Below are 25,465 nucleotides of genomic sequence, written 5' to 3'. Positions count from 1 at the left end.
ATGTGGAACGTTCCCAGTGAGACTCCGTCCCATGGAGGCCCCGGCCCGCGGTCCCCCCATGACCGGGCCCGGACACCCCAAGGAGCGGGAGCACACCATGAACGTGACGGTCATCGGGTCGGCGAACGCGCCCTCACCCGAGGAGCGGGCGATGCGTGACCTCTACGTGGAACACGGTCCGGCGCTCTACGCGTACGTGCTGCGCATGCTGGGCGGCGACACGCACCACACGGAGGACGTCATCCAGGAGACGCTGCTGCGCTGCTGGGCCAAGCGGAACCTGGCCGACGGCGAGGGCATGGCCGTACGCCCCTGGATGTTCCGTGTCGCCCGCAACATCGTGATCGACGCGCACCGTATGCGCACGGCCCGGCCCGCGGAGATCGGCGGCGTCACCTGGCTCGCCGAACTGGGCGCCGAGGCGGACGACGTCGACCGCGTGCTGTCGTCCATCGTCCTGCGTGACGCCCTGGGCGCCTTGTCCCCCGCCCACCGCGAGGTCCTGGAGGCCACCTTCTTCGCCGACCGCAGCACCCAGCAGGCGGCCACCACCCTCGGCGTCCCCCAGGGCACGGTGAAGTCCCGCGTCCACTACGCCCTGCGCAGCCTCAGAACGGTCCTGGAGGAACGCGGGGCGCGCTGAGCGGGCCGGCCGTGATGCCCGCCCGCGGTCGCATGAACGGCTGACAGGTTCTTCAAGAGTTCTTCATCGGTGCCGTCCTACGGTCGGTCTGCCCGCCGCGTCCGCGGACGGGTTCGGCAGGAGAGCGGGAGAACCGGTGAGGGCGAATCGGGTACTGCTGGCCGCGGCGGCCTCGGTCGTGGCGCTGGCGTTGACCGGCTGCGGGGGCGACGAGGGCGACTCGGACATCCCGACGGCCGCGAGCGGCGGCGCGGCCACGCCGTCCGCCGGGTCGGACGCGCAGGGCGGCGGGGACGACGTGGCCGCCTATGTGCGGGCACAGCGCGAGTACGTGAAGTGCCTGCGGGAGAACGGGGTCGACGCCCCGGACCCGGACGAGAAGGGGACCATCGACTTCGGTGACAACCTGGACCTGAAGAAGGACGCGAAGTTCCGGGCGGCCACGGAGAAGTGCGCCGAGTACCTGGCGGCCGTGCCCGAGAGCATCGAGAAGGGCAACCAGGCCAAGCTCACCGCCGAGCAGATCAAGGTGAAGCAGCAGTACGCGAAGTGCATGCAGGAGAACGGCGCCGCCGACTTCCCCGACCCGGGCCCCGACGGCCTCGGACAGGGTGAATGGGACCAGAGCTCCGCCGGTGCGAAGCGGGCCATCCGGATCTGCGGTCCGATCGTGGGTGTTCCGGAGAACCCGGGCCCCGGCAAGGGCTGACCGTGGCGGATACGGTGACACGGATCGATGACGAGTCCGAGGCGGTGTCCGAACCGCCACGCGGCGGACGGGGACGGCGTACGGCGCTGATCGCCCTGGCCGTGGTCGTCGTGGCGGCGGTCGCCGTGGTGGGCGCCCTGGGCCTCGGCGGTGGTGAGGACGAGGGCGCGGACGCACCGCCCCGGACCGGTTCGCTGGTCGAGGTGGTCCGGGCCACGCTGACCGAACGCACCGAGGTGGACGGTCAGTTGGGGTACGGCACGGAGATACCCCTGCCGGTCAAGGCGACCGGGACCGTGACCGGGCTGCCCGAGGCGGGGACCACGGTGAAGCGCGGCGACACACTGCTGCGTGTCGACGACCGCCCGGTGGTGCTGCTGTACGGGTCGCTGCCCATGTACCGGGACCTGGGGCTGACCGCCACCGCGTCCGGGGGCGCCACCGCGCCCGGGGCCGCCACCACGTCCGGGGGTGACACCGCGGCTTCCGGCGAGGGCAAGACGGACGGCGGGACCGGTGGCGGCGCCGCCGCGAGCCCCTCCGCGCAGCCGACGCCGACGGACACGGGGGCCGCCGCGGTGACGGAACTCAAGGGCATGGACGTCCTGCAGTTCGAGACGAACCTGGCCGCGCTCGGCTACACCGGCTTCACGGTGGACGAGACGTTCACAGCCAGGACGGCGGACGCCGTCGAGCGGTGGCAGAAGTCGCTCGGGATGCCCGAGACCGGCAGGGTCGGCATCGGGGACGTCATCTACTCCGCCGACAAGGTGCGGATCGGCCGGCCGGGCGTCCGGCTGGGCGAAACCGTCGCCGAGAACGCCCTCACGTACACCGGTACGGCACGCAAGGTCGTCGTCGACGCCTCGGCCGCCGACGCCTCCTGGGCCGTACGCGGCGCGGCCGTCCGGGTCCGGCTGCCCGACGGCAGGACCGTACGGGGCGAGGTGGCGTCGGTGGGCAGGCAGGCCAGTGCGCCCGAGGGCGGTTCCGGTGAGGACGGTTCGGGGCAGGGCGGGGCGACCGTGCCGGTGACCGTCACCATCGAGGACCAGAAGTCCGTGGGCCGGCTGGAGAGCGGCCCCGTCACCGTCGAGTACGTCGGACGCGAGGCCAAGGACGTGCTGACCGTGCCGGTCGCCGCGCTGGTGGCGCTCGCGGAGGGCGGGCACGGGCTGGAGACGGCGGACGGCGGCTTCATCGCCGTGAAGACCGGACTGTTCGCCGACGGCAAGGTGGAAGTGAGCGGTTCCGCGGTGCGCGCGGGACTGAAGGTGAGGATTCCCGAATGAGCGGCGGAGACCGGGCCGTCGTCGAGTTCGACGCCGTCTCGAAGACGTATCCGGGCCCGGTGGCCGCGGTCCGCGACGTGAGTCTGCGGATCGGACGCGGGGAACTGGTCGGGGTGGTCGGCCCGTCCGGCTCCGGCAAGTCCAGCATGCTCAACCTCATGGGCAGCCTGGACCGGCCCACTTCGGGCCGGGTCCTGGTCGACGGCCACGACGTGGCGAGACTGTCCGACCGCGAGGTCTCCGCGCTGCGGGCCACCCGGATCGGCTTCGTCTTCCAGCAGTTCCACCTCGCGGTCGGGGTACCGGTCCTGGACTCGGTGGCGGACGGACTGCTCTACGCGGGCGTGCCGATGCGGCGGCGCCGGGCCAGGGCCGCGGCGGCGCTGGCCCGGGTCGGGCTCAGCCACCGCGTCCGGCACCTGCCCCACCAGCTCTCCGGCGGTGAGCGGCAGCGGGTCGCCGTGGCCCGTGCCGTGGTCGGTGGACCCTCGGTGCTGCTCGCGGACGAGCCGACCGGCAACCTCGACTCCGCGTCGGGCGCGGCCGTACTCGCCCTGCTGCGCGAACTGCACGCGGCCGGCACCACCGTCGTGGTCATCACGCACGACCGCGAGATAGCCGCGCAGCTCCCGCGACGCATCGAGATGCGCGACGGACGCGTGGTCACCGACACGTCGGCCGATACGTCGACCGGCCCGTCCGCCGACACGTCGACCGGCCCGCCGGCCGGTCCGTCGATCGGGGTGACCCGATGACGGACAGCACCCCCGGCCTCTCCCGGCGGGAACCGGGCGACCGGCTGCGGGCCGTCCGGCTCGGGCCCGCGGACGTCGTACGGCTCGGCGGTACGGGGCTGCGGACGCGTCCGCTGAGGGTCTTCCTCTCGGCGCTCGGCATCGCCATCGGTGTCGCCGCGATGATCGCGGTGGTCGGCATCTCCGGCTCCGGACAGGCGGAGGTGGACCGGCGGCTCGACGCCCTCGGCACGAATCTGCTGCGGGTGGCCCCGGGCGAGTCCCTGACGGGCGAGAAGGCCGAACTGCCCCACGAGGCCGTCTCGATGGTCCGTCGTATCCCGCCGGTGCGGCAGGTGGCCGCCACCGGCGCGACCGACGCGCACGTCTACCGCAACGACCACATCGCCATCGGACGGACCGGCTCCCTGACCGTGCTCGCGGCCGGCACCGATCTCCTGCCGGCCGTCGGCGGGCAGGTCCGCAGGGGCCGCTGGCTGGACTCCGCGACCGACGAGTACCCGGCGGTGGTGCTCGGCGCCACCGCCGCCCAGCGGCTCGACGTGTACACGCCCGGCACCCGGGTCTGGCTCGGCGGCCGCTGGTTCTCGCTGATCGGCGTCCTCGATCCGGTACCGCTGGCACCGGAGCTCGACGGCGCCGCCCTGGTCGGATGGTCGGCGGCCCGGACCTATCTGGACTTCGACGGGCATCCGTCGACGGTGTACGTCCGCGCGGAGGACAGCCGGGTAGCGGCGGTACGGGCGGTGCTCCCGGCCACGGCGTACCCGGAGAAGCCGGGCGAGGTACGGATCTCACGGCCCTCCGACGCGCTCGCGGCCCGCGAGGCCACCGAGTCGGCGCTGACCGGGCTGCTGCTCGGTCTGGGCGGGGTCGCCCTGCTCGTCGGCGGCGTGGGCGTGGGCAACACCATGGTCATCTCGGTACTGGAACGGCGTCCCGAGATCGGACTGCGGCGCGCCCTCGGGGCGACCAAGGGCCAGATCCGTACGCAGTTCGTGACGGAGTCACTGCTGCTGTCCCTCATCGGGGGCCTCGGCGGAACGGTCCTGGGGACACTGATCACGGCGGGATACGCCCTCAGCCGCGGCTGGCCGACGGTGGTCCCGGCGTGGGCGAGCCTGGCGGGCATCGCCTCGACCCTGGCCATCGGCATGATCGCCGGCCTGTACCCGGCGGTCCGCGCGAGCAGGCTGTCCCCGACGGAGGCGCTGGCCGGCACATGAAAGCCGCCGGGTGCCCCCGGTCGGGGACACCCGGCGGCGCGCATCACTGCGTGGTGCCCGGTGTGACGAAGGGACCGTCAGAAGCCGCAGTAGACGAAGCTGCCGCCGTCGCTCAGCAGGTCGTCACGGATCCAGCCGGTGACACCGGTGGAGTCGTTTCTGACGTACGTCCAGGTGTAGTCGTCGTTGCCGACGGTGTAGCAGTGGTAGTCCAGCGACTGCGTGTTGTAGGCGACGCCCTTGATGGTGCAGCCGGTGCTGGAACCGCTGCGCTCGTTGGCCCCGTTGGCCGTCTTGCCCCACGAGCTGCCGTCCTTGTCGGAGACGTTCGTGCCGCACGAGGCGTGCGCGGCGGCCGGCGTCGCCAGGGACAGCGGAACCGCCACGGCGACGGCCGCGAGCACGGGCACGAATGCCGCGAGTCGTTTCATGATGTACCCCCTGTGTGTCGTGTTGTCACTGCCGCGTTCGCCGCCGGACGAGGCCGGAGCGAAGGCGGTGGCCTCTGCATCGGCAGGGATGCGAGCGGCCGTATGTACGATCACACCCGAATTAAGGTGAAGAAATGATTCCGTTGTGGAGTGGCCGCTTTTCGCTTACGAGGGACCCAAAAGCATCAAATTGATAGGAATGAGCCATTCCTGATGGGCGTTGGCCGATGGCGCCCTCTTGAATTCCGGAAACGATCGAGGGAGGCACGGTGAGCTTTCGGCTTCGCGTCCTCGGCATGCTCATGCTGGTGGCGCTGGCCGCCACCGCCGCGACCGCATGGCTGACGCTGCGTCAGGCCAACCGTCAGGTCCAGGAGACCGTCACGGCCGGGGAACAGGAGGTCTCCCGGATCACCGGCGCACTGCGGGCGTACGGGTTCGCGCACGGCACCTGGGAGGGGCTGTCGCCCACGGTGGCCGGGCTCGCCCGGGACACCGGCCAGCGCATCCGGGTCGTCACGGAGACGGACGTCCTGCTCGCCGACTCCGACGCCCTCGCCGGCCGCGACCCCCGCCCGCCGAGCAGCCGGCCCGCGGTCCTGGTCGACCCGCGCCCCGTCCTGCGGTTCCCGGAGGGCCAGGCGCCGCGGACCTCGGTGAAACTCACCGCCACGGCGATCGCCGACTACCGCGCGACGGTGGCGTACGCGGCCTGTCTGACCGGGGCCGGAGCGGAGCTGACGGCCACCGCGAACGACATCGGCGTCCCCCGGATCAGCACCGGCCGGCGGCCCGCGCAGTGCCCCGAGCCGAAGCCGGGGGAGAACCCGCCGACCGCACGGGACGTCGACGCGGTCCAGCCGTGCGGGACCGAGCGGCGGCCCACCGCCTGTCTGCAACGGGCGTTCGGCGAACGGACCGCTTCCGTCGCCCCGCCCCGCCTGGAGATCCGCCTCGGCGTCCGCGACGAGTCACCGCCCACCCTGGCCGCCGCGCCCACCGTGGCCGTCGCCATGGGGGTCGCCCTCGCCGCCGTCCTCGGCGCCCTGCTCCTGAGCAGGGCCGTACTGCGCCCCGTCCGGGCCATGACACTGGCCGCGAAGGGCCTCGGGGAGGGCGACCTGGAACGCAGGGTCCCCGTCTCCGGCCGGGACGAGATCGCGCAACTCGGCGGCGCCTTCAACCGCATGGCCGACTCCCTCCAGGCGGGCGAGGAGCGCCAGCGCCGCCTCATCGGCGACATCGCGCACGAACTGCGCACCCCGCTGGCCAATCTGCGCGGCTATCTGGAGGCACTGCGGGACGACGTCGTCGAACCGACCCCCGAACTGCTCGCCTCCCTGCACGAGGAGGCGCTGCTGCAGCAGCGGATCGTGGACGACCTCCAGGACCTCGCACTGGCGGAGGCCGGCGCGCTCACCTACCACCCCACCGAGGTCGATCTGAGGGAGCTGCTGGAGACCGGCCGCACGGCCCACCGCGCGCAGGCCGACGCGGCGGGTGTCACGCTCGAACTGGAGGCGCCCGGCCCCGTGTTCGTGACCGCCGACCCCGACCGGCTGCGTCAGGTCGTCGGCAACCTGGTCGGCAACGCGGTGCGGGCGACCGCGGCGGGCGGCAGCGTGACCCTGGCCCTGACACCCCGGCGCGAACTGGCCGTCGTGGAAGTGCGCGACACCGGCAAGGGGATAGCGGCGGAGGACCTGCCGCACCTCTTCGACCGCTTCTGGCGGGCGGACGCCTCCCGGGGCCGGGCGACCGGCGGGAGCGGCCTGGGCCTGTCCATCGCCCGCCAGATCGTCACCGACCACCGGGGCACGATCGAGGTGCGCAGCACCGTCGGGGCGGGCACGACGTTCACCGTCGTACTGCCCATGGCCCCGGGCGGCGGACGTGCGGACGTCAGGAGGACGCCGGGTCCGGACCGTCGTTGAGGCGGTAGCCCCGGCCGTACACCGTCTCCAGATGGCGTGGGCGCCCGGGGTCCGCCTCCAGTTTCCGGCGCAGGTTCATCACGTGCGCGTCGACGGTCCGCTCCTGCACGTCGTGGTCGAAGCCGAAGACCCGCTCGATGATCTGCGCCCGGGTGAAGACCCTGCCCGGCTCCCGGGCCAGCGCCTCCAGGATGGCGAACTCCTTGGCGGTCAGCACCACGGGCTGCCCCGCCACCCGGACCTCGAAGCGCGCGGTGTCCAGCACCACCGCGCCGACCCGCAGCACCGCGGGCTCCGCCGACCCGGCGGCCTTCCGCGACCTGCGCAGCAGCGCCCGTACCCGCGCGGTCAGCTCGCGGGGGCTGTAGGGCTTGGTGAGGTAGTCGTCGGCGCCCAGGTCGAGACCGAGGAGCATGTCCTCCTCGGTGGTGCGGGCGGTGAGGAGAAGGATGGGGACGTCGGACTCGGCCCGCAGGATGCGGCACACGTCGAGCCCGTCGACCAGCGGCAGCATCACATCGAGCACGATGAGATCGGGTTTCGACGAGCGGGCCTTCTCCAACGCCGCCCGGCCGTCACCCACGACCTGCACCGCGTTGCCTTCCCGCTCCAGATAGATCCGGACCAGCCGGGCCTGCTTCTCGTCGTCCTCGGCCACCAGAATCCGAGCGCTCACCGATTCTCCCCCAGCAAGATCCTCCGCTCCTCCGAACGCTAGTACACCCGGCCCGTCCCCGCCCGCGTTCCGCCGGCCACGGGCCGTTCCGTCCCCTGGCGCCTTCCCCGCCCCGCCCGGCCGCTCGCGGACGCGGTGGTCGACGGCTCCGGTCACCGGCGGGCCGACGAGGTGACCCCTGGCTGCTGTTCGCGGCGTGGCGGCCCCTCGCCGGCTCGGGCTCAGCCCTCCCGGGCGTCGTCCGGGAGAGCGGTGGTGTCCTCGGCCGGCGGGGCCTCGATGGTCACGGGCCGGTCGACGTCGAGGAAGGTGACGGTCAGGTCGAGCGGCCCGCCGTCGCCGTCGGCTCGGGCCTGCCACCGGAACCGCTTGGCGCGGTTGTCGCCGTCGATCCACAGGTCCATGGTGAGGGTGTCGGGGACGCCCAGCCCCACGAACTGGTCGAGGCCTTCGATCAGACGTTCCCGGGTCGCCGTGTCCGGGGCGGCGTCACGGGCGGCGCGCAGCCCGTCGGAGGTGACCGTTCCCTTGTAGTGCGTGGTCCTGGTGCCGTCGACCGTCTCGGGCCCGACCACCCGCACATCCTTGGACCCGGTCAGGAGGGTGGACTGCACGACCGGGCTGCTCTCCAGCTGACGGGGCAGTACGCCGTGGGAGTCATTGTCCACGGTGAGGCCTCCCCACGCGGCCGGGTCCGCCCTGAACCAACGCTTGCCCTTCACCGCCTCGCCGACGTACATCACCTCGTCGACGAACCGGACCGGCAGCGGGCCGTTCCCCTCCCGACCGGCCGCGCTCATCTCCATGCTCATCGCCGGTGGATCCGTCTTCATGAACGCGTCGGCCTCCAGCCGGCCCGTCTCCGGCACGGTCCCGGTGATCCGGTAGTGGAGCGACACGATGTCCGCGGAGTTCGCCGCCGCCTCGGCCACGGCCGTCGCGGGCGTCACCCCGGACGGCTCCCCCTTCCCGGAACCGCTCCCGCTTTCACCTCCGCAGGCCCCCGCTCCCCCAGCGACCAGTACGGCGGCGAACGCCGCGCTCGTCACTCTGCGCGGTACGGAACCAGACGACGAGTTCCCCACGAATCCCCCCAGCGGCAACGCGGTTGACCTTTGTCAGGGCTGTGAGCGTATCCCGGCGTGTGTTCTGCGATCCGCCGGATTCCTGCGGGGCACACGCGACAGGAGCCGGAGGCCGACAGGGCCGAGCAGCTGAACCGAGCAGTGTTCCCAGGACGGCCATGCCGCTGGCGATGACGGTCTCCGATACCGACACGCTCTCCGGCTGTGTCGCTCAGTCCTGGCAGGAGCCGGTGTGCGAGACCCGGTCGATCATGATGGGCGCGGCGGAGCGCAGCTCGATGGTGTCCCCCTCGTCCCCGTCTCCTTCCGCGGCCACTCGATCGAGACGCGGAACCCGGACACGGCGGCAACCCGCGCCGCTGCCCACGCACACGACACCCGGAGTACGCCGCCCACCTGGTGGTCCGGCAGATCGCTGCCCCGAGTCACGCCCCACCCCTCAACCGTGCCGACGGGCACCGAAGGCCACCGGCGAATGAGCCGAAGCCCCGTCGGCCGGCGATGGCACGGCGTACGGACGCAGGACCATCAGCGAGTCCTCCGAGGTCGCCACCATGGCGAAGGGGAACCGGTCGAGTTCGAGGCAGAGTGCGACGTCATCGGGGTGGGCTCCTCGGCGTACGCCCTCCGTCAGCTCGGTGGCGGCTCGTGACTCGCCGGCGCGGCGGAGGAACTCGGCCGCGTCCGTCCTCCCGGCCTCGGTGGCCCTCCGGGCGATGTACTGAGCGCACGCCAGGTCCTCGTCGGCCCGCCCGTCCTCGCCGGTGACCACGAACGTGACACTGTCGCACCCGCGTGTCCGCAGGAGCCGAGCCGTCGCCTCCGCGACCACGAAGCCGGCGCACAGCACCAGCGACGCGTCCTTGACCGCGAGGGCGCCGACCGTCCCCGCCGTGGTCTTCTGCACAACGGTCCGTCCGCCGAGGTCGGCGGACCGCAGCAGGCCCGGCGAGTTGACCATGTCGAACCCGGGCGCCGGCGCGCCGTCCTTGAGCGCCACCCAGTTGGGGTGGCGAGCCTTGAGCGCCAGGGTCTCGTCCAGCGACCCGGCGAGAACGATCTTCTCCGCCCCCTGGCCGAAGGCCCAGGCGGCCACCGTGCAGGCACGCATGACGTCGATCACGACCGCCACGGACGGGACTTCGGCCAGCTCGGGGATGCCGAGGAAACGAGCGTCCATCCGGCCATGATCGGGCATGCCCGGCCCGAAGCACCCGGGCAGTGACGCGCGTCACGCCGACGGGCACGGGCTCACCCGCACCCGGACGGGATCCACGGGCACGCGGAAGAAGGCGGCGACCCAGGAGCCTTGTCCCTGAGGTGGGCCGAGGTCCTCCGGGGCTTCCGGCCCCCGCAGCGGTGCGAACCGGTGGACGGCGTGGGCGACGTCCGACAGGGCGGGGACCTTCAGGCCGGTCGCTGTCGTGGCGGGGGCATCGGCTCCGGTGGGCCGGCGCCTTCGCGGTGCTTCCGCACGGTGGTTCAGGCCACGAGGAGCCGCAGGCCCAACTCCGCCTCGTCGAGGGCGAGGAGGTCCCCGTTGCGTTCGGCCCACCGGCCCGAGGAGAGGTCGTCGCGGAGGTTGTCCACCGCCCGCTGCTCGGCCCGCGTCCCGACTCTGGTCCATACCGAGACCGCGCGGCGCACGTGTTCGTCCAGGTACGCCTCGGGCCGGCGCCAGTGGGCCTCGAAGAAGCCGTCGGCGCAGTCCCACGGGATGGGCACCGGCTCCGCGCGGCCCCCGATCGCGCGGGCCATGTCGGCCGGCGAGGGCCAGTCGGTCAGAAGGCCGGCGAACTCGGGCAGGTAGTCGCGGGTGAGCCAGAACCGCTCGAGCCAGCCGGGCGTACTGGCGTCGTAGGTGAACACCACCACGCGCCGGGCCACCCGCCGCATCTCGCGCAGCCCGGCGACCGGGTCCGGCCAGTGGTGAACGGTGCTGACCGCCATCGCGGCATCGAAGGACCGGTCGGGAAACGGCAGGCGCTCCGCACTGGCGGCCACGCACCGCGCCGCACCCGCGGGACGCTGCGCCCGCATCACCGCCGACGGTTCCACCGCCGTGACCTCGCGGTCCGCCGGCTCGTAGGAGCCGGTGCCGGCCCCGACGTTCAGTACCGTCCGGGCGTCCCCGAGCGCCTCCCAGATCCGTGCGGCGATCCGCGGCTCGGTGCGCCGCGTCGCCGGGTACGCCGACCCGATGGACTCGTACAACTGCGCGCCGAACATCTTCAGTTGATCCTCCGGAGTCGCCCTGATGCCCATGGCTCGTGCCTCCAGTTCCTTGTCGATGGCCGCCACCATGGCGGCAGCGCGATCGCGTTGTTCCCGCAGCAGGCCGCGCAGCCGCCGCAGATGCGCGACCGCGTCGACGGCCGGATCGTCCACCAGAGCCGCGATCTCGCGCAGTCCGAAGCCGAGGCGCCGGTAGCCGAGCACCTCCCGCAGCCGCTCCACGTCACCGGCCGAGTAGGCCCGGTACCCGGCCGCGGTCCGCGCGGACGGCTCCACGAGGCCGATCTCGTCGTAGTGGTGCAGCGTGCGGACGCTCACGCCGGCCAGCCCGGCCACGCGTCCCACGGTCAGGTGTCCCTCCATGTCCCCGACCATGCGGCATGACGCCACGTGAGGGTCAAGCACCTCGCTCCCCGTACCGTGCCCGGCTCCGCCGCGGCGCCGGGCGGCTGCTTCGGGCCGCCGAGCGGTCATGGTGCTACTCGGTGCGCAGCGCGGTGGCCGTACGGGTCCCGGCCGCCCAGCCCGCCGGGACCAGCGCGCCCAGCACGGCGAGTACGACGCCACCGAGTCCCAGCAGGAGCAGCCGGGCCGGCCCGTACACATCGAGCACGGACGACGGCACGGCGGTGCCCACGGCGCGGGTCATCACCGGCATGACGAGACGGTGCAGCACGTACCCCGCCGGCACGCCCGCCAGCCCGCCGAGCCCGCCGGTCGCGGCCACGGAGGCGAGCACGAGGCTCACGGTCTGCCGCGGCGTCATGCCGATCGCCTTGCAGACGCCCAGGTCGTGGACGCGTTCCCGGGTGTCGAGGACCACGGAGTTGAGGACGCCGAGGCCGGCCACGGCGACCAGCATGAGGGTGAGCAGCACGGCCATCGCGCTCATGACGAGGATGACGCCCTCCCGCTCCGCCGGGGGGACGGTCGTGGCGTCACCCCCCAGCGGCCGTACGACCGACGCGAGCCGCCGGGCGAAATCGTCCGCCGAGACGCCGGACCTCACCTCGACGAGGAACGTACTGGGCTCGGCGGAGGGGAAGTCGGCCATGTCCGCGTGGATCCTCAGCCGGTCGCCCGAGGTGTCGAAGGACTCACCCACGATCTTCAGGCCGGCGTGCTCCTTCCCGTAGCTCACCCGTACGGTGTCGCCGACCTCGGTGCCGGTCCGCTCCAGGAAGCGGGTGGGTACCACGACCTGCCCCCTACCGGTGATCCAGTGGCCGGAGAGCAGCTCGTAGCCGCCGTCGCGCGCGTCGCCTTCGTAGAGGTCGGCCTGAACCGAGCCGGGGGCGCCGGCCACGACGACCTCGGCCCGGAGCTTGCCGTAGTAGGACGCCGAGCCGGGCTGGGACTCGACGGCGGCCCGGACCTTCGCCGGGTCCGCCCGCTCGGGCGTGGACGTACCGGGAGTGCCGCCGCTCGCGGGAGACGGGCCCGCCCCGCCGCCCACGCCCGGTGGCGGCGGCGGGGGAGCGACGGCGTTCGGCCGGAACGTCGTGACCGTGACCGCGGCACGTCCCTCGGGGTCCTGCGAGGTACCGACCACGCTCAGGGACGAGGTCAGTCCCACCGCGAAGGTCACCGCGGCCGTGCCGAACGCCACCGCGAGCAGCGTCGCGAGGGCACGGACCGGATGCGTGAACGGGGTGGCGAGGCCGTGGCTCACCGGCAGCGGCAGCGGCAGCCGCCCCAGCGCCCGGTGCGCCCACCGCCCGCGCCCCGTGCGCGGGGCCCGGCCGACCGCGAGGGCCTCGACCGTGCGCAGCCGTCCGGCCCGCAGCGCGGGAACCAGCGCCGCGAGCCCCACGACGAGCAGGGCGGCGGCCGGTACCGCGACGTCCACCCACCAGGCCACCGAGAGGGAGACGGTGCCGTACACCGCCTCCGTCTCCGCCAGCATCGGCACCGCCAGGAGGTTGCCGAGACCGACGCCCACGACGATGCCGACGCAGGCCGGAACCATCGCCTGGCCCATGTGGGCACGGACGACCTCGCGCGGAGTGAAGCCGATGGCCTTGAGGACGCCGATCCTGCGCAGACCGGTGCCGACCGCACCGCTGACCACGCTGCTGACGATGATCACCGACATCGTGATGCCCAGCACGCCGAAAGCCGTCACGAACGGGACGGTCGCCGCCGCACCCTGGTTCGCGGCGCGCCTGGTGTCCAGCCAGGACCGCGTACCCAGCAGCGCCCCGGAGCCCGTGGCGGAGACGAGTTCCGCCCGGTGGGCGAGGATCTGCCGTCCCGTGTCCGCGGAGTCGAAGCGGTAGAGCATCTGATGTGTGACGGGGTGGTGGCCCTGTGACGCCACCACGTCGACCTGCGCCGGTGTCACCCACGCGTCGGCGGTCCCGCCGGCCGACAAGGCGAAGCCGACGATGCGGAGGGCCGGTGCGTTCGCGGCGTCCGAGGCCCTGAGCACGGAGCCGATCCCGACCCCCGGCCTCTCGAACGACGAACCGAGCACGATCTCACCGGAACCGCCCACCCACCGGCCGGACTTCAGTTCCACGCGGTCCACGTCACCGCCCGGACCGGAGCGCCCGACCAGGGCCAGCGTCGGGAGCGGGAAGCCCGTCGCGTCCACCGGGCGGAACGCCGTGGACGGGAACGGCCCCGCGCTCGCGGTGACGCCGTCGAGCCGCCCCGTTCGCGCCAACCGTTCCGCACTCACCCCGGCCGGATCGAACTGTGCGGTGATGTGCGCGCCCCGCTGCTCGTCGAAGGCGTGGTCGAAGGGCGCGGACGCGGCGACCATCAGCGACCCGGACACCACCGCCGAGGCCACGGCCAGCATCGTGGCGAGGGCGATCACGACGGTCTGCACGCGTCGTCGGCTCACCCCGGAGCGCACGACCCGGCCCAGCGCACCGGTGCCGAACGGGCTCATCGGACGGCCCGCGCACGCGTGTCACGGGCGAGGCGACCGTCGACCAGGTGGATCGCGCGGCTCGCGACCGTCTCGGCCAGCGACAGGTCGTGCGTCACCAGCACGATGGTCTGGCCACCGCGGTGCAGATCCCTCAGCAGCTCGCGGACGTCGTGCCCCGAGGCGGTGTCGAGCGCGCCGGTGGGCTCGTCGGCGAGCAGCAGCTCGGGCCGGTTGACCAACGCCCGTGCGACGCCGACCCGTTGGCGTTCCCCTCCGGACAGCCGGCTCGGATGGACGCGGGCGTGCCTGCGGATGCCCAGCATCTCCATGAGCTCGTCCGCGCGGGACGCGGCCTCGCGCCGGCCGGTGCCGGTCAACCGGGCCGGGAGCTGGATGTTGTCGGCGACGGTGAGGTCGTCGAGCAGATTGAAGAACTGGAAGGCCATGCCGATGTGTTCACGACGGAACCTGGCGAGGGCGTGCTCGCTCAGCCGGTCGATCCGCCGGCCGGCCACGGTCACGGTGCCGTCGGTCGGTCGGTCCAGGCCCGCGACGAGGTTCAGCAGGGTGGACTTGCCGCTGCCGGAAGGCCCCGTCACGGCAAGGGCCTCACCCCTGGCGACGCTGAGCGTGAGCGGCCCGAGCGCGGGCGCGCCGGTGCCGTCGTAGCGCTTCGCCACGCCCTTCAGCTCGATCAGTTGAGTCATGCGGGAGGCCCGTCCTTACGGTCGTGGGAGACGCATGCCGTCGTCGGCCCTGTGAACCTAGGAGCCGCCACCGGCGGAGCGCGTCGGCCGCGGGACCGCTGTCGGCCCCTTCCTCCGGACCACCCGGCCGCGGACTCCTGCCCGAGGACGAGGACCCGAGGACGATGCCCTGGTCAGTCAGGCGGACGCGGGCCGGACGCGGAGCCCAGCACAATGTGCGGATGGAGACGGAAGTCCTGCGCGACAGACGGCGGCAGCTCATCGACGCGCTGCGCCCCGAGGCGAAGGCCGCTCCGCTGTCCGGGCGGGCGGTACGCGCCGATGCGGTGCTGGCGGTCGTCCTGACCGGCATCGCGTTGTCCGTCGAGGCCCGCCACCCCGGTGGCGGGCCGATCACCGTCGGCCCGCCCGGGATCGATGTCGGCACCGGGGTCCCCGCCCCACCGCTGCCCGCCCCGGGCCTGGTGCCCGCGGAGGAATTCCCTTCCTCCGCGCCCTGGTTCCTGGTCGTCCTGTCGACGCTGCCGCTCGTGCTCCGGCGCCGTTGTCCGCTGGCCGTCTTCGCGACGGTGATGGGCGCGGGCCTGGCCGTCGGCGCCGCCGCCTCCTGGATCACCGTCCTGGCCTGCGTCGTCGCCGCCTACAGCGCCGTCGTGCACAGCCGGTACCGGATCCTGTCGATCGCGGTCCTGGTGATCGCCGCCGTACTGTCCGGTGTCGCCTTCCGCAACGCGGACCCGGTGCTCCCGGGGTGGTCCAGTCCGGGATTCGTCCTGCTGGTGGCCGGGATGCTGGCCAGCCTCGTCCGCTTCCTGCAACTGCGCCTCGCCTCCAGCCGGGACGAGGTCACCGAATTGCAGGAGGCTCAGGAACGGGCCACGCGCCGGGCCGTGGAGGAGGAGCGGGCCCGCATCGCCGCCGAACTGCACGACGTCGTCACCCACAATGTGAGCGTGATGGTGATCCAGGCGGGCGCGGCGCGCACAGTGATGGACGTGATGCCGGAGCGGTCCAAGGAGGCGCTGCTGGCCGTCGAGGCGGGCGGCAGGGCCGCCATGGCCGAACTGCGCCATGTGATGGGCCTGCTGGCGGCCCCGGACCAGGAGAAGCCCGACGACCTGGAGCCCCAGCCCGGGCTCGCGCAGCTCGACGCGCTGGTCGCGCGGGTCCGCGCCGCCGGGACGCCCGTGAGCGTCACGGTGTCGCTGCCGCCGCAACCGCTGCCGGCGGGCGTGGACCTCGCGGCGTACCGCGTCGTGCAGGAGGCGCTGACCAACACCGTCAAACACGCGCGCGGCGCGGAGGCGTCCCTCTCCATCGGCTGCACCGACACCGGTCTGTGGATCGAGGTCACGGACACGGGCGGCGTGAAGAACTCCCCGCCGGTGGAGGGCAACGGCCGCGGCCACCTGGGGCTGCGTGAGCGGCTGGCCGTCTACGGAGGTGAGCTGACGGCCGGGCCGACACCCGCCGGCGGCTACCGGGTCACGGCCCGTATCCCACGGAGTACGGGATGACGGCGGACCGGCCACCGCTGCGCGTGGTCATCGCGGACGACCAGGCCCTCGTGCGCACCGGCTTCTCGATGATCCTGGCCGCGGACGGCATCGAGGTGACCGCCGAGGCGGCCGACGGGGCCGAGGCCGTCGCAGCGGTCCGCCGCACGCGGCCCGACGTCGTCCTCATGGACATCCGGATGCCGGAGACGGACGGCATCGAGGCCACCCGTCGCATCCTCGGCGGTGACGGCCCGCAGGGGACCCGGGTCGTCATCCTCACCACGTACGACCTCGACCACTACGTCTACGCCGCGCTCACGGCCGGCGCCAGCGGCTTCCTGCTCAAGGACGTCTCCCCGGAACACCTGGTGGCCGCCCTGCGCCTGGTGCAGACGGGCGACGCCCTCCTCGCCCCCACGATCACCCGCCGCCTGATCGAACGCTTCGCCGGACACGACGAACCGCGGACCGTCGCCCCGCACCGTGACCTGTCCGCCCTGACCCCGCGGGAACTCGAGGTGCTCCGCCTGCTCGCGACGGGCCTCAGCAACGCCGAACTCGCCTCCCGGCTCTTCCTCAGCCCGACCACGATCAAGAGCCACGTCGGCCGCATCCTGTCGAAGCTGGACCTGCGCGACCGCGTCCAGGCCGTCGTCCTCGCCTACGAGACGGGACTGATCGCCCCGAAAGGGAGCGCCCCGAACCCGGACGGGTGACCGGACGGGGAGCCCGGTGCCCGGGACCGTCGCCCCGGCTCCGATCACCGTTGTCCTTCCCTCCACCGGAGGGGAACGCGGCGCGCGGGAGGGGCCCCCGCGTGCCGCAGCCCCGCGTCGTAGGCGGTCGGCCGAGGCGTCGGCGGGCTTCACACCGCCTCGTGGGCCCGGTCTCGCGTGGTGGCGCTCGCGGAGGTGTCCCGTCCGGTGCGGGGCAGGGTGCGGAAGAGGCTGCCCGGCCACCAGAACCAGCGGCCCAGGTCCAGGGCGAGGGCGGGTACGAGGACCGTCCGCACGAGGAAGGTGTCCAGGAGGACGCCGATGCCGACGAGGACGCCCATCTGGGCCATCGTCACCAGGGGCAGGCCCGCGAAGATCGCGAAGGTTGCGGCCAGGACGATGCCGGCGGAGGTGATGACGCCTCCGGTGCTGGTCAGACCCTCCAGGACGCCGTGCTCGTGGCCCAGCCTCCCGGTCTCCTCCCTCACCCGGTGCATGAGGAAGATGTTGTAGTCGATGCCGAGGGCCACCAGGAAGACGAAGCCCATCAGAGGGATCGACCAGTCGACGCCCGCGAAGCCCAGGACGTGCTCGAAGAGCAGGTTCGAGGCGCCGAGGGCCGCCAGGTAGGACAGCACGACCGTGGCCAGGAGCAGGAGCGGAGCGACCAGCGCCCGCAGCAGGAGGACCAGGACGCCCAGGACGACAAGGAGCACGATCGGGACGACCGTCGTGAGGTCGCGGTCGGCGGCCCGCTGGGTGTCGAGGGTTTCGGCGGTGGTGCCACCGACGAGGGCGTCCATCGGGTTCACGGCCTCGCGGAGGTCGTCGATGGTGTCCTTGGCCGCCTGGCTGTCGGGCGCGTCCTCCAGCACCACGGTGAGGGCGGTGAGTTCTCCGTCCGGCGTGCGGTCGCCGCCCTCCTCGACGCGGGCCACCCCGTCCACCGCGGACACGGCGGCCTCGACCTCGGCCGTCCGGTCGGTACGGGTGATGACGTCCGCCGGGTCGGAGGCGCCCGACGGGTAGTGCGACGAGATCCTCTCCTGTGCCACGACCGACTCGGGCTCGTCCTGGAACATCTCCGCCTGGGTGAGGCCCATGCCGATGCCGACCGTGCTGAGCGCGAGCACACCGGTGACGGCGACGGACATCAGCCACGACCAGCGGGGGCGCAGGGCGACGGCGGCCCCGACACGGGACCAGATCGTGCGCGGCTTGCGGGCGGGCGTGCCCTCGTGCGGAACGAACGGCCAGAACACCCAGCGGCCGGCGATGACCAGCAGCGCGGGCAGCACCGTGACCATCGTGAGGAAGCCGCAGACCACGCCCACCGCTCCCACCAGCCCGAGCGAGCGGGAGGAGTTGATGTCGGCGAACGCCAGGCAGGACAGGCCGACGGCGATGGTGGCCGCGGAGGCCAGGACCGCGGGCCCGGAGCGACGCAGCGCGACGCGCATCGCTTCGTGGCGGTCCTCGTGGCGGTGCAGCTCCTCGCGGTAGCGGGCGATGAGGAGCAGGGCGTAGTCGGTGCCGACGCCGAAGACCAGGACCATGAGGACGCCGGAGCTCTGCGGATCGACCGGGAGCGCGGCGTGCTTCGCCAGCAGGTACGTGGTGACCTGGGTGAGGACGGCCGCGAAGCCCACCGAGATCAGGGGCAGCAGCCACAGGACGGGGCTGCGGTAGGTGAGGAGCAGCAGGACGGCCACCACCAGACCGGTGGCCAGCAGCAGTGTCGTGTCGAGGCCGTCGAAGACCGCCACCGAGTCGGTGAGGGACCCGGCCGGGCCGCCGACCGCGACGTCCACGCCGGGCGGCGCGTTGGCACCGGCCACGTCACGCAGCTCGTCGACCTTGTCGGTGAGACCGTCCTCACCGTCCAGCGGGACGATCGTCATCAGGGCTTTGCCGTCCTCGGACGGGATCGGCTGCGAGACCGCCCGGCCCGCGAGGACGTACCGAGCGAAGGCGGCGCGGTCGGCGGTGGCCTTCGCCCGGGCCTTCGCACCGTCGCCGGTGTAGACGACGACGGCCGGCATCACCGTGTCCGTACGGAACTTCTCCAGCTCCGTGTTGACCCGCGCGGACTCGGCGCCGCGCGGCAGGAAGGCGTTGGGGCCGGTTTCCTCGACGTCGCCGAGTTTGCCGGCCAGCGGGCCGAGGGCGAGGGTGAGGATCAGCCAGGCGGCCAGGACCAGCCACTTGCCGCGTCGCCCGCCGGGCGCACGGGCGACGCGCTGGAGCAGCGCACGCATGAGTAGTCTCCTTCTGGTGGGGAGCGCGCCGCCGGTCCGTCTCGACGGCCGGCGTCAGGGCGCACGGGCCCGCGTCACGGCGTTTGCAGGTTGTCGCGACCTGCCGTGAAGTGCGGGTGGGTGTGTGTCCGGGGTGTGTTCTTCCTCGGTACGGCCGGGAGTTGCCGCTCCCGGCCGTACGCGTGCCGTCAGCGTCTATTCGATCTCACGCATCATCTTCTCCATCGAGGACACCGCGAGCCGGGTCTGTGTCAGCTCGTCGAGGGTCTGGCGCTGTTCGTCGGCCATGCGGCGCTGCAACTCCACGGTGTCCTCCAGGAGTCGGGCGTACTTGGCCGCGAGGTCCTTGTACTGCTGCTCGCGTGCGGCCAGCATCCGGGCCCGCCAAGTGGCGGCGATCTGCCAGACGATCACGATCAGCAGGGAGAAGAGCCCGGCCGCACCCACGGCCCCGACCAGCGCGCCCACTGTTCCGGTGCTGTCGGCGAGCGTCACCTGTTCCGCATTCACTTCGTCTCCTCTTTCTCGGCCTCGGTGAGCGTGGCGGCCGCTCGAGCGATGACGCCGGGGGTCAACTCGTAGAAGAACGGCGTGACGTCGAAGTACCTCATCGTCTTGCCGTCCTCAGCGAGTTCGAGCGTGCCGACGACCAGTCCCGCCGCCTCCAGCCGCTGGAGGTGCATGTGCAGCAGCGGGCGGCTCATGCCGATCTCGCGAGCCAGCGCGCTGACGTAGTTCCGGCGCTCCAGCAGCGCCGCGACGATCCGCATGCGGTGCGGATTGCCGAGTGCGGAGAGCACCCTCAGCAACTCGTCGCCCGTCGGTGCCGGAGGTGGGACCTCGGGCATCGCGGCCCCTTTCCGTCGTACCTGTCAGAAAAGGCTGACAGTGCCCGCGAGCACCTGTCAAAGATTCCTGACACATCTCAGGGCCGGAATGGGGGAAAGCTGGGGGAGGCATAAGGGACGCCTCAGGGACGCCTCAGGGTCGGCTCGGGGGTGCGTACGGGGGCGTGCGGGTGCGCTGTCCGGACGCGACCGCTCCCCTCCGGGCATCACCCCTGCCGGGAAACCGCGGGGCGGTCCTGCTCCATGCCGAGGTGCGGGCCGGCTCGTCGTCCCGGGCCGCTGTACGCACGACAGAGGCCAGGTACTGAATTCAGTACCTGGCCTCTGACCAGCGTCGGGGTGGCGGGATTTGAACCCACGACCTCTTCGTCCCGAACGAAGGACACGCACGCGCCCTAGCTGCCATCATCGATGATTGTGCAGGTCAGCTCGTCGGTCTTCGTAGGTCTGAGGTGGCCTCGGAGGGGTTCCGGGAGAAGATCCTCTCCCAGATTTCTCCCACGGGCAGCGAGGGGGCGCGGCGGCATCACCTGACAGGGTGCGTTACACAGGCGAACGTGCGCCTGCTTCAGGCCGCCTCGGCGGGAGCCCCACCCGCCGACCGATCGGTTCGGACTTGGCGGCAGATGCGCACCACCTCGTCGAGGACGCCGCGCGGGTCGTCCGTCTCCAGGATGAGTGCGGTCACCATGTCCAGGGCTTCGTCGATCTTCCCTTCCGTGTCCTTCTTCGCCTGCTCGATCCGCTCCAGGTAGCGAGCGATCTCTGGCCGAGCGGTGGCGAAGGCGATGGGCAGTCTGTCGAGGGCGTCGGACAGGTCCCAGTCCTCCGGGATGACGTACACCGCCTGCGTCGGATCCTGACTGATCACCTTTACGACGGGTTCGGTGATCCGTGGTCCGCTGGTGACTTCTACGTCCAGTAGCAGCTTCGAAGCTGCGTGGTACAAGGCCGTCAGGTCCGGGTCGTGATCTACGAGGATCACCTCGGAGACTGCGATGCCTTCGGAGGAGAGGCGCACGCGGGCCAGCATGGCCGCAGCGTCGAGGGAAGCCCGCTCGGGGTCGTAGGTGGCGACGAAGTGGTCCCCGTCACGGCGCGGCATGATGCCCAACGGCTGTCGGGCGTCGCCCTGGTGCAAGTGGAGCGGCGTGGCGAAGAGGCGCTCACGGGACACGAGCGTCATGCCGGAACCCCCATTCCCTGCCCCGAGCCCAGTTGACCGGGCGCGACGTTGCCGCGCCGGCTGCCGATCTCCGCCACGTGCTTGGCGATGAGTCCCGGAAGCGCCTGGAGTGCCGCCTGCGGGTCTTTCGCCTGTCGGCAGAAGGCGATCAGCTCTTCGGCCGTCTTGGCGAGGATCACTTTCCCGACCGGGGTGACTTGCCCATTCTCGACCACGAGGGCGCAGGGCGGGAGCTCATCAAGATCCAAGTCGCTTCTGGTCATGCAAGCTCATCCTCCTAGGTCCAAAGGCCCTGGCTGTTCGGCCGGTCAGGGCCTACCCAAGGACGATCCAGGTGTTTCGACTCCATTAGAGGGATATGGCCACGGTTGTGTCGCCCTTGCGACCGTGCTCGGCTACCGCTGGTCGACGGCCGCAGTTCAACCGCGAAGCGAAGTAATCGACACGACCGCGCTGGCCGCCTCCCGTAACTCGTCCCACCCTGTTTGCATGCGGATCTGCACGCGTATGCCCGGCTGGTGGCGGGGCTGGTCGCCACGGCGCCTGGGTACCCCTTACCTCAGGAGTCGGATGTCGGTGTTCGCGGGCTGCGTCCGCAGCCTGCTTTTCCAGGTGAGACGGATGAAGCGCTCCGGCGAGTGCTTCGCCATCAGCATCGGCATGTACGCCGACGACGAGGGCAACTGCGTCTACTCCGGTGACGACGGCTACTACGAGTTCGACATCCTCGCCGCCGGCTCCACCTCGGCCGACACCGGTGACGCCAAGCCGTAGGGCGGCAGCAAGCCGCTGCCGACCAAGCCGGTGGGTAATACCCAGATCGACCCGCAGGGCCGCCTCGCCGAAACCGGCTCCAACTCCGCACTCCCGGCCATCACCCTCGCGGGCGGCGTCGCCGTCGCCCTCGGAGTCGGCACCATGTTCATCGTGCGCCGCCGCAAGAGCACCAACACCGGTGCCACTGCCTGACACACAAGCCTCACGGGCCAGGGCCGTGGCTGCCCGAAGCCGGCCAGTGGTCGGAGGGACGGTTGGATCGGGCACCAGATGTCGGGAGGCCGAGACGGATGAGCCGGGAAATCCGTTTCGGCCCTCCCGGGGCCATCCGGTAGAGCCGGACGGGGTGGTGAGTCGGCTAGGCGGCACCCCTGCTCCACCGCCCAAGCCCTCTGTTATCGGCTCAACGGCCGTTCTGAATCGGCTGGTCAAGCTGATGTCGGTAGGGCGATAGTCACCGTCGCCGCAGGAGGAGCGCAGCGCTCCACTTCTGCCTGGCCAGTTTCTACCGGGTGGGCACGACACAGGGTCTGTTGCCGAGAACCGTGTGGGTGTTGTCTATCGTCTCCCAGTGCGAACAATCGTGGTGCCCGCCCGCCGAGCGGAGGGCTTGTTGTGGTGACGCGCCAGTGGCCGCGTCTCAGGCATCCGGCGCAGGTGGTCGTGGCCGGCTTCGCCACCGCTGTCGCGGTCGGAACCGGTCTGCTGATGCTGCCGGTCGCCAAGGCAGGGCCGGGCGGCGCGGGTGCGGTGGACGCGTTGTTCACCGCCACGTCCTCGGTGTGTGTGACCGGTCTGATCGTGGTGGACACGCCCGGCTACTGGAGCGGGTTCGGGCAGGCGGTGATCCTGGCGCTCATCCAGGTAGGTGGCTTCGGCATCATGACCTTCGCCTCCCTGCTGGTCCTGCTGGTCTCCCACCGCATCGGCCTCAAGGCACGCCTGACGGCCGCCGCGGAGACCAAGACGCTGGGGCTGGGCGACGTCCGCTCGGTCGTGACCGGCGTGGTCAAGGTCAGCCTGCTGCTGGAGGCGGTCACCGCACTGGTGCTGACCCTGCGGTTCGCCACTGCCTATGACGAGCCCTGGCCGCGGGCGGTGTGGCTGGGCGTCTTCCATGCCGTCTCGGCGTTCAACAACGCCGGATTCGCGCTGTACTCCGACAGCCTGATGGGCTTCGTCACCGATCCATGGATCTGCCTGCCCATCGCGCTGGCGGTCATCGCCGGCGGGCTGGGCTTCCCGGTGCTGTTCGAGCTGCGCCGCCGTTGGCGCCGGCCGTGGGCCTGGTCCCTGCACACCAAGATCGTGCTGTGGGCTTCCGGGATCTTCCTGGTCGGCGGCAGCGCCTTCATCACCGCGATCGAATGGTCGAACCCGGGCACCCTTGGCCCCCTCGACATCCCCGGGAAACTGCTGGCCGGGTTCTTCCAGGGCGTCATGCCGCGTACCGCCGGGTTCAACAGCCTCGACACCTCCCAGATGAACCCCGCGAGCTGGCTGGGCACGGATGTGCTGATGTTCGTCGGCGGGGCCAGCGCCGGCACCGCCGGCGGTATCAAGGTCACCACCTTCGCCGTGCTGTTCTTCGTGATGTACGCCGAGATCCGCGGCGAGGGCGCGGTCAACATCTTCCACCGCCGCCTGCACGGTGACCTCCAGCGTCAGGCGCTGACCGTGGTGCTGCTGTCCGTGGCCGCGGTCGCCGTCTCCACCCTGGCCTTCGTGGTCTTCAGCGACCACAGCCTGGACCAGTCACTGTTCGAGACCACCTCTGCCTTCGCCACCGTGGGACTGTCCACCGGCATCACCGCGAGCCTGTCTGTCGGTCTGCAGTTGCTCCTGGTCGCACTGATGTTCATCGGTCGGCTCGGCCCCATCACTGTCGCCTCCGCGCTCGCCCTGCGTAGTCGCGTCCGCCTGTACGACCTTCCCGAGGAGCGACCCGTCATTGGTTAGGAAATCCAGCCCCAAGAAGCGGCGCACAGGCCCGGAGAGCTCCGTCGTCGTGATCGGCCTGGGCCGCTTCGGCCGCGCGCTGGCCCTGGAACTCGTCGACGAGGACACCGAAGTCCTCGGCATCGACGAGAGCGCCGAAGTCGTCCAGGCCCTCTCCGGGTCTCTCACCCACGTCGTGCGGGCCGATTCCACCAAGGAGGACGCCCTGCGCCAGCTCGGCGTCCACGAGTTCGAGCGCGCCGTCGTCGCCATCGGCACCGACCTGGAAGCCAGCATCCTCACCGCCTCGCTGCTGATCTCCTTCGGCATCGAGAGCGTCTGGGCCAAGGCCACCAGCGAGGCCCACGGCCGCATCCTCACCCAGCTCGGTGTTCACCACGTCGTCTACCCCGAACACGACATGGGGCAGCGGGTCGCCCACCTCGTACGGGGCCGCATGCTCGACTACATCGAGTTCGAAGACGACTTCGCCATGGTCAAAACCAACCCGCCCACCGACATCATCGGCCTCCCCCTGTCCAACAGCGCCGTCCGCACCCGCTACGGCATCACAGTCGTCGCCATCAAGCGCCCGGGGGAGGGCTTCACCTACGCCACTCCCGAGACTGTCGTCGAAGCGGACGACACCATCATCGTCGCCGGACGCACGCGAGCGACCGAACGGTTCAGCGAACTCCAGTGAGTAGCTGTTGTCCTTCCGGACGTGATCGGTGGGTTCTTGCTGGCCGACCCTGTCCGGCGGATCTTGGACAGTCGATGGAGCCCTGTGCCGAATGGGGTCGGCTGAGGACAGTGAGGAGTGCGACCAAGAGTCATGCAAGTGATAGGCACCGGTGAGGCGACCGGCTGAGGGCACCGGTCGGCGTCGGTGCAACGACGGCAGTGAAGACGCGCGGGGATTGCCTGGTACCGCCATGGTCAGGTACTACCGGGTCCGGCGAGCATGTGGGCACCTTCGGACCGGACGTTACTCTCGTTCCGGACCTCACCTGATGGAAGCGGAGCGGCCCCATGGCGTGGGTGGTAGGAACGGGCGTACTCATAGGTCTGCTGGCGGTCGCATCGGGAATCAGCACGCTCCGGACAGGGTGGCTCCTGCCGACGGCGCGCCGTCACGTCACCAGGCCCCGGCTCCACGGCTTCGGTGCCCTACTCGTGGGCGCGTCCGTCCTTCTGCACAGTCTCTTCTACTTTCACATCCTGCCGAGCGTTTCTTGGGAGGTCCGCTTCTTCGGCGGAAACACTCTTCTGCTGGCAGGACTTCTCCTCATTGCCCTCAGCCAGCTACTGCCGCAGCGCCGGAACCCCGACCACGCCGGCTGAAGGAGGTCGGAGGATCGAGGCCGGAGCCATGGGCGGATCGCTGCAGTGGTGACGGTGCCGTGGAAGACGTAGGCCCTCGAAGACGCCCCCTAGTGCCAATACCGGTGATTTAGGTTGTTTTCCGGCTGGTTGAAGTGGCTCTGGTCGGCTCGACCAGCCGGACCGTCGGGGTGTCTGGCCGTGGTGGGCCGTGGTGCTTGGCTCGTTTGAGGGCCCAGTTGGACATCTTGCGTTTGATCACGCGAGGGTTGGAGCGTAACCGCCGTGCGGGTAGCAGCCGTTCGGTGATCTCACGCAGGCTCTGGGCGATGGACCGGGCCAGTCG

At 71.6% G+C, this 25,465-nt stretch carries 25 protein-coding genes; 13 read left to right on the top strand and 12 right to left on the bottom strand.

Translation table 11 applies throughout. The features are described from left to right. The first annotated feature begins 97 nt into the window (after positions 1–97). The 5 genes from AMK33_RS13670 to AMK33_RS13650 all read left to right on the top strand — a co-directional run bounded on the left by AMK33_RS13670 (position 98) and on the right by AMK33_RS13650 (position 4,625). Entirely contained in the window at positions 98–643 is a 546-nt protein-coding gene (locus AMK33_RS13670) for a sigma-70 family RNA polymerase sigma factor (protein ID WP_073933476.1), read from the top strand. A 136-nt stretch (positions 644–779) separates the two neighbouring features. Beyond that, positions 780–1,352: a hypothetical protein gene (locus AMK33_RS13665; protein WP_073933082.1), complete on the top strand. Its 573-nt coding sequence runs from the start codon at positions 780–782 to the stop codon at positions 1,350–1,352. A 14-nt stretch (positions 1,353–1,366) separates the two neighbouring features. Continuing rightward, positions 1,367–2,644, top strand: a complete 1,278-nt coding sequence (locus AMK33_RS44705; protein ID WP_268817366.1) for a peptidoglycan-binding domain-containing protein — start codon at positions 1,367–1,369, stop codon at positions 2,642–2,644. After that, complete coding sequence (locus tag AMK33_RS13655) at positions 2,641–3,399, top strand: ABC transporter ATP-binding protein (protein ID WP_073933080.1); 759 nt, start codon at positions 2,641–2,643, stop codon at positions 3,397–3,399. The genes AMK33_RS44705 and AMK33_RS13655 overlap by 4 nt, the downstream gene beginning before the upstream one ends. Further along, positions 3,396–4,625 (top strand): ABC transporter permease, encoded by a 1,230-nt coding sequence (locus AMK33_RS13650; protein WP_073933079.1) that lies wholly within the window; start codon positions 3,396–3,398, stop codon positions 4,623–4,625. Before AMK33_RS13655 ends, AMK33_RS13650 begins: the two co-directional genes overlap by 4 nt. A gap of 77 nt (positions 4,626–4,702) precedes the next feature. On the opposite strand, the gene AMK33_RS13645 is transcribed toward AMK33_RS13650, so the two are convergent. After that, a complete protein-coding gene (locus AMK33_RS13645) occupies positions 4,703–5,056 on the bottom strand; it encodes an SH3 domain-containing protein (RefSeq protein ID WP_235618094.1) in 354 nt (117 codons plus the stop codon). 269 nt (positions 5,057–5,325) lie between these two features. Here AMK33_RS13645 and AMK33_RS13640 point away from each other — a divergent pair, with 269 nt between their 5' ends. Then, the gene (locus tag AMK33_RS13640) at positions 5,326–6,990 is read left to right on the top strand and encodes a sensor histidine kinase (protein ID WP_073933078.1); all 1,665 of its coding nucleotides are present in this window, start codon (positions 5,326–5,328) and stop codon (positions 6,988–6,990) included. Here AMK33_RS13640 and AMK33_RS13635 read toward each other — a convergent pair. The 6 genes from AMK33_RS13635 to AMK33_RS13610 form a co-directional block, all read right to left on the bottom strand. Further along, positions 6,959–7,666 carry a response regulator transcription factor gene (locus AMK33_RS13635; protein ID WP_073933077.1) on the bottom strand — a complete coding sequence of 236 codons (708 nt, stop codon included), beginning with the start codon at positions 7,664–7,666 and terminating at the stop codon, positions 6,959–6,961. The two genes, AMK33_RS13640 and AMK33_RS13635, sit on opposite strands and share 32 nt — an antisense overlap. A gap of 221 nt (positions 7,667–7,887) precedes the next feature. Then, positions 7,888–8,616 carry a hypothetical protein gene (locus AMK33_RS13630; RefSeq protein ID WP_107425102.1) on the bottom strand — a complete coding sequence of 243 codons (729 nt, stop codon included), beginning with the start codon at positions 8,614–8,616 and terminating at the stop codon, positions 7,888–7,890. Between the two features lie 574 nt (positions 8,617–9,190). Continuing rightward, on the bottom strand, positions 9,191–9,931 hold the full coding sequence (locus AMK33_RS13625) for a 2-phosphosulfolactate phosphatase (protein ID WP_073933076.1): 741 nt from the start codon (positions 9,929–9,931) through the stop codon (positions 9,191–9,193). A 302-nt stretch (positions 9,932–10,233) separates the two neighbouring features. Further along, positions 10,234–11,349: a MerR family transcriptional regulator gene (locus tag AMK33_RS13620; protein WP_073933473.1), complete on the bottom strand. Its 1,116-nt coding sequence runs from the start codon at positions 11,347–11,349 to the stop codon at positions 10,234–10,236. A 115-nt stretch (positions 11,350–11,464) separates the two neighbouring features. Next, the gene (locus tag AMK33_RS13615) at positions 11,465–13,885 is read right to left on the bottom strand and encodes an ABC transporter permease (RefSeq protein ID WP_073933075.1); all 2,421 of its coding nucleotides are present in this window, start codon (positions 13,883–13,885) and stop codon (positions 11,465–11,467) included. Beyond that, complete coding sequence (locus AMK33_RS13610) at positions 13,882–14,574, bottom strand: ABC transporter ATP-binding protein (protein ID WP_073933074.1); 693 nt, start codon at positions 14,572–14,574, stop codon at positions 13,882–13,884. Before AMK33_RS13610 ends, AMK33_RS13615 begins: the two co-directional genes overlap by 4 nt. A gap of 221 nt (positions 14,575–14,795) precedes the next feature. Here AMK33_RS13610 and AMK33_RS13605 point away from each other — a divergent pair, with 221 nt between their 5' ends. Together AMK33_RS13605 and AMK33_RS13600 are read left to right on the top strand one after the other, a co-directional pair. Further along, entirely contained in the window at positions 14,796–16,091 is a 1,296-nt protein-coding gene (locus tag AMK33_RS13605; protein WP_073933073.1) for a sensor histidine kinase, read from the top strand. After that, complete coding sequence (locus AMK33_RS13600) at positions 16,088–16,789, top strand: response regulator (RefSeq protein ID WP_073933072.1); 702 nt, start codon at positions 16,088–16,090, stop codon at positions 16,787–16,789. Before AMK33_RS13605 ends, AMK33_RS13600 begins: the two co-directional genes overlap by 4 nt. 149 nt (positions 16,790–16,938) lie before the next feature. On the opposite strand, the gene AMK33_RS13595 is transcribed toward AMK33_RS13600, so the two are convergent. The 5 genes from AMK33_RS13595 to AMK33_RS13575 all read right to left on the bottom strand — a co-directional run bounded on the left by AMK33_RS13595 (position 16,939) and on the right by AMK33_RS13575 (position 21,344). Continuing rightward, entirely contained in the window at positions 16,939–19,047 is a 2,109-nt protein-coding gene (locus tag AMK33_RS13595) for an MMPL family transporter (RefSeq protein WP_073933071.1), read from the bottom strand. A 195-nt stretch (positions 19,048–19,242) separates the two neighbouring features. Continuing rightward, on the bottom strand, positions 19,243–19,557 hold the full coding sequence (locus tag AMK33_RS13590) for a hypothetical protein (RefSeq protein WP_073933070.1): 315 nt from the start codon (positions 19,555–19,557) through the stop codon (positions 19,243–19,245). Next, positions 19,554–19,895, bottom strand: a complete 342-nt coding sequence (locus AMK33_RS13585; RefSeq protein ID WP_073933069.1) for an ArsR/SmtB family transcription factor — start codon at positions 19,893–19,895, stop codon at positions 19,554–19,556. Before AMK33_RS13585 ends, AMK33_RS13590 begins: the two co-directional genes overlap by 4 nt. 568 nt (positions 19,896–20,463) lie before the next feature. After that, positions 20,464–21,081: a hypothetical protein gene (locus AMK33_RS13580; RefSeq protein ID WP_073933068.1), complete on the bottom strand. Its 618-nt coding sequence runs from the start codon at positions 21,079–21,081 to the stop codon at positions 20,464–20,466. Beyond that, positions 21,078–21,344, bottom strand: a complete 267-nt coding sequence (locus AMK33_RS13575) for a hypothetical protein (protein ID WP_073933067.1) — start codon at positions 21,342–21,344, stop codon at positions 21,078–21,080. The genes AMK33_RS13580 and AMK33_RS13575 overlap by 4 nt, the downstream gene beginning before the upstream one ends. 358 nt (positions 21,345–21,702) lie before the next feature. Here AMK33_RS13575 and AMK33_RS43790 point away from each other — a divergent pair, with 358 nt between their 5' ends. From AMK33_RS43790 to AMK33_RS13555, 5 genes are all read left to right on the top strand, one after another. Continuing rightward, positions 21,703–21,855: a hypothetical protein gene (locus AMK33_RS43790; protein ID WP_235618093.1), complete on the top strand. Its 153-nt coding sequence runs from the start codon at positions 21,703–21,705 to the stop codon at positions 21,853–21,855. A gap of 30 nt (positions 21,856–21,885) precedes the next feature. Continuing rightward, the gene (locus AMK33_RS43785) at positions 21,886–22,050 is read left to right on the top strand and encodes an LAETG motif-containing sortase-dependent surface protein (protein ID WP_235618092.1); all 165 of its coding nucleotides are present in this window, start codon (positions 21,886–21,888) and stop codon (positions 22,048–22,050) included. Positions 22,051–22,515: 465 nt separating this feature from the next. Then, a complete protein-coding gene (locus AMK33_RS13565) occupies positions 22,516–23,817 on the top strand; it encodes a TrkH family potassium uptake protein (RefSeq protein ID WP_073933472.1) in 1,302 nt (433 codons plus the stop codon). Continuing rightward, on the top strand, positions 23,810–24,499 hold the full coding sequence (locus tag AMK33_RS13560) for a potassium channel family protein (RefSeq protein WP_073933066.1): 690 nt from the start codon (positions 23,810–23,812) through the stop codon (positions 24,497–24,499). Before AMK33_RS13565 ends, AMK33_RS13560 begins: the two co-directional genes overlap by 8 nt. A gap of 329 nt (positions 24,500–24,828) precedes the next feature. Then, positions 24,829–25,140 (top strand): hypothetical protein, encoded by a 312-nt coding sequence (locus tag AMK33_RS13555; RefSeq protein WP_073933065.1) that lies wholly within the window; start codon positions 24,829–24,831, stop codon positions 25,138–25,140. Positions 25,141–25,465: the final 325 nt, after the last annotated feature.

It is taken from the genome of Streptomyces sp. CB02400 (genome assembly GCF_001905725.1).
In the GTDB taxonomy this organism is placed as follows: domain Bacteria; phylum Actinomycetota; class Actinomycetes; order Streptomycetales; family Streptomycetaceae; genus Streptomyces; species Streptomyces atrovirens.
This window is presented reverse-complemented; position numbering and strand designations above follow the sequence as displayed.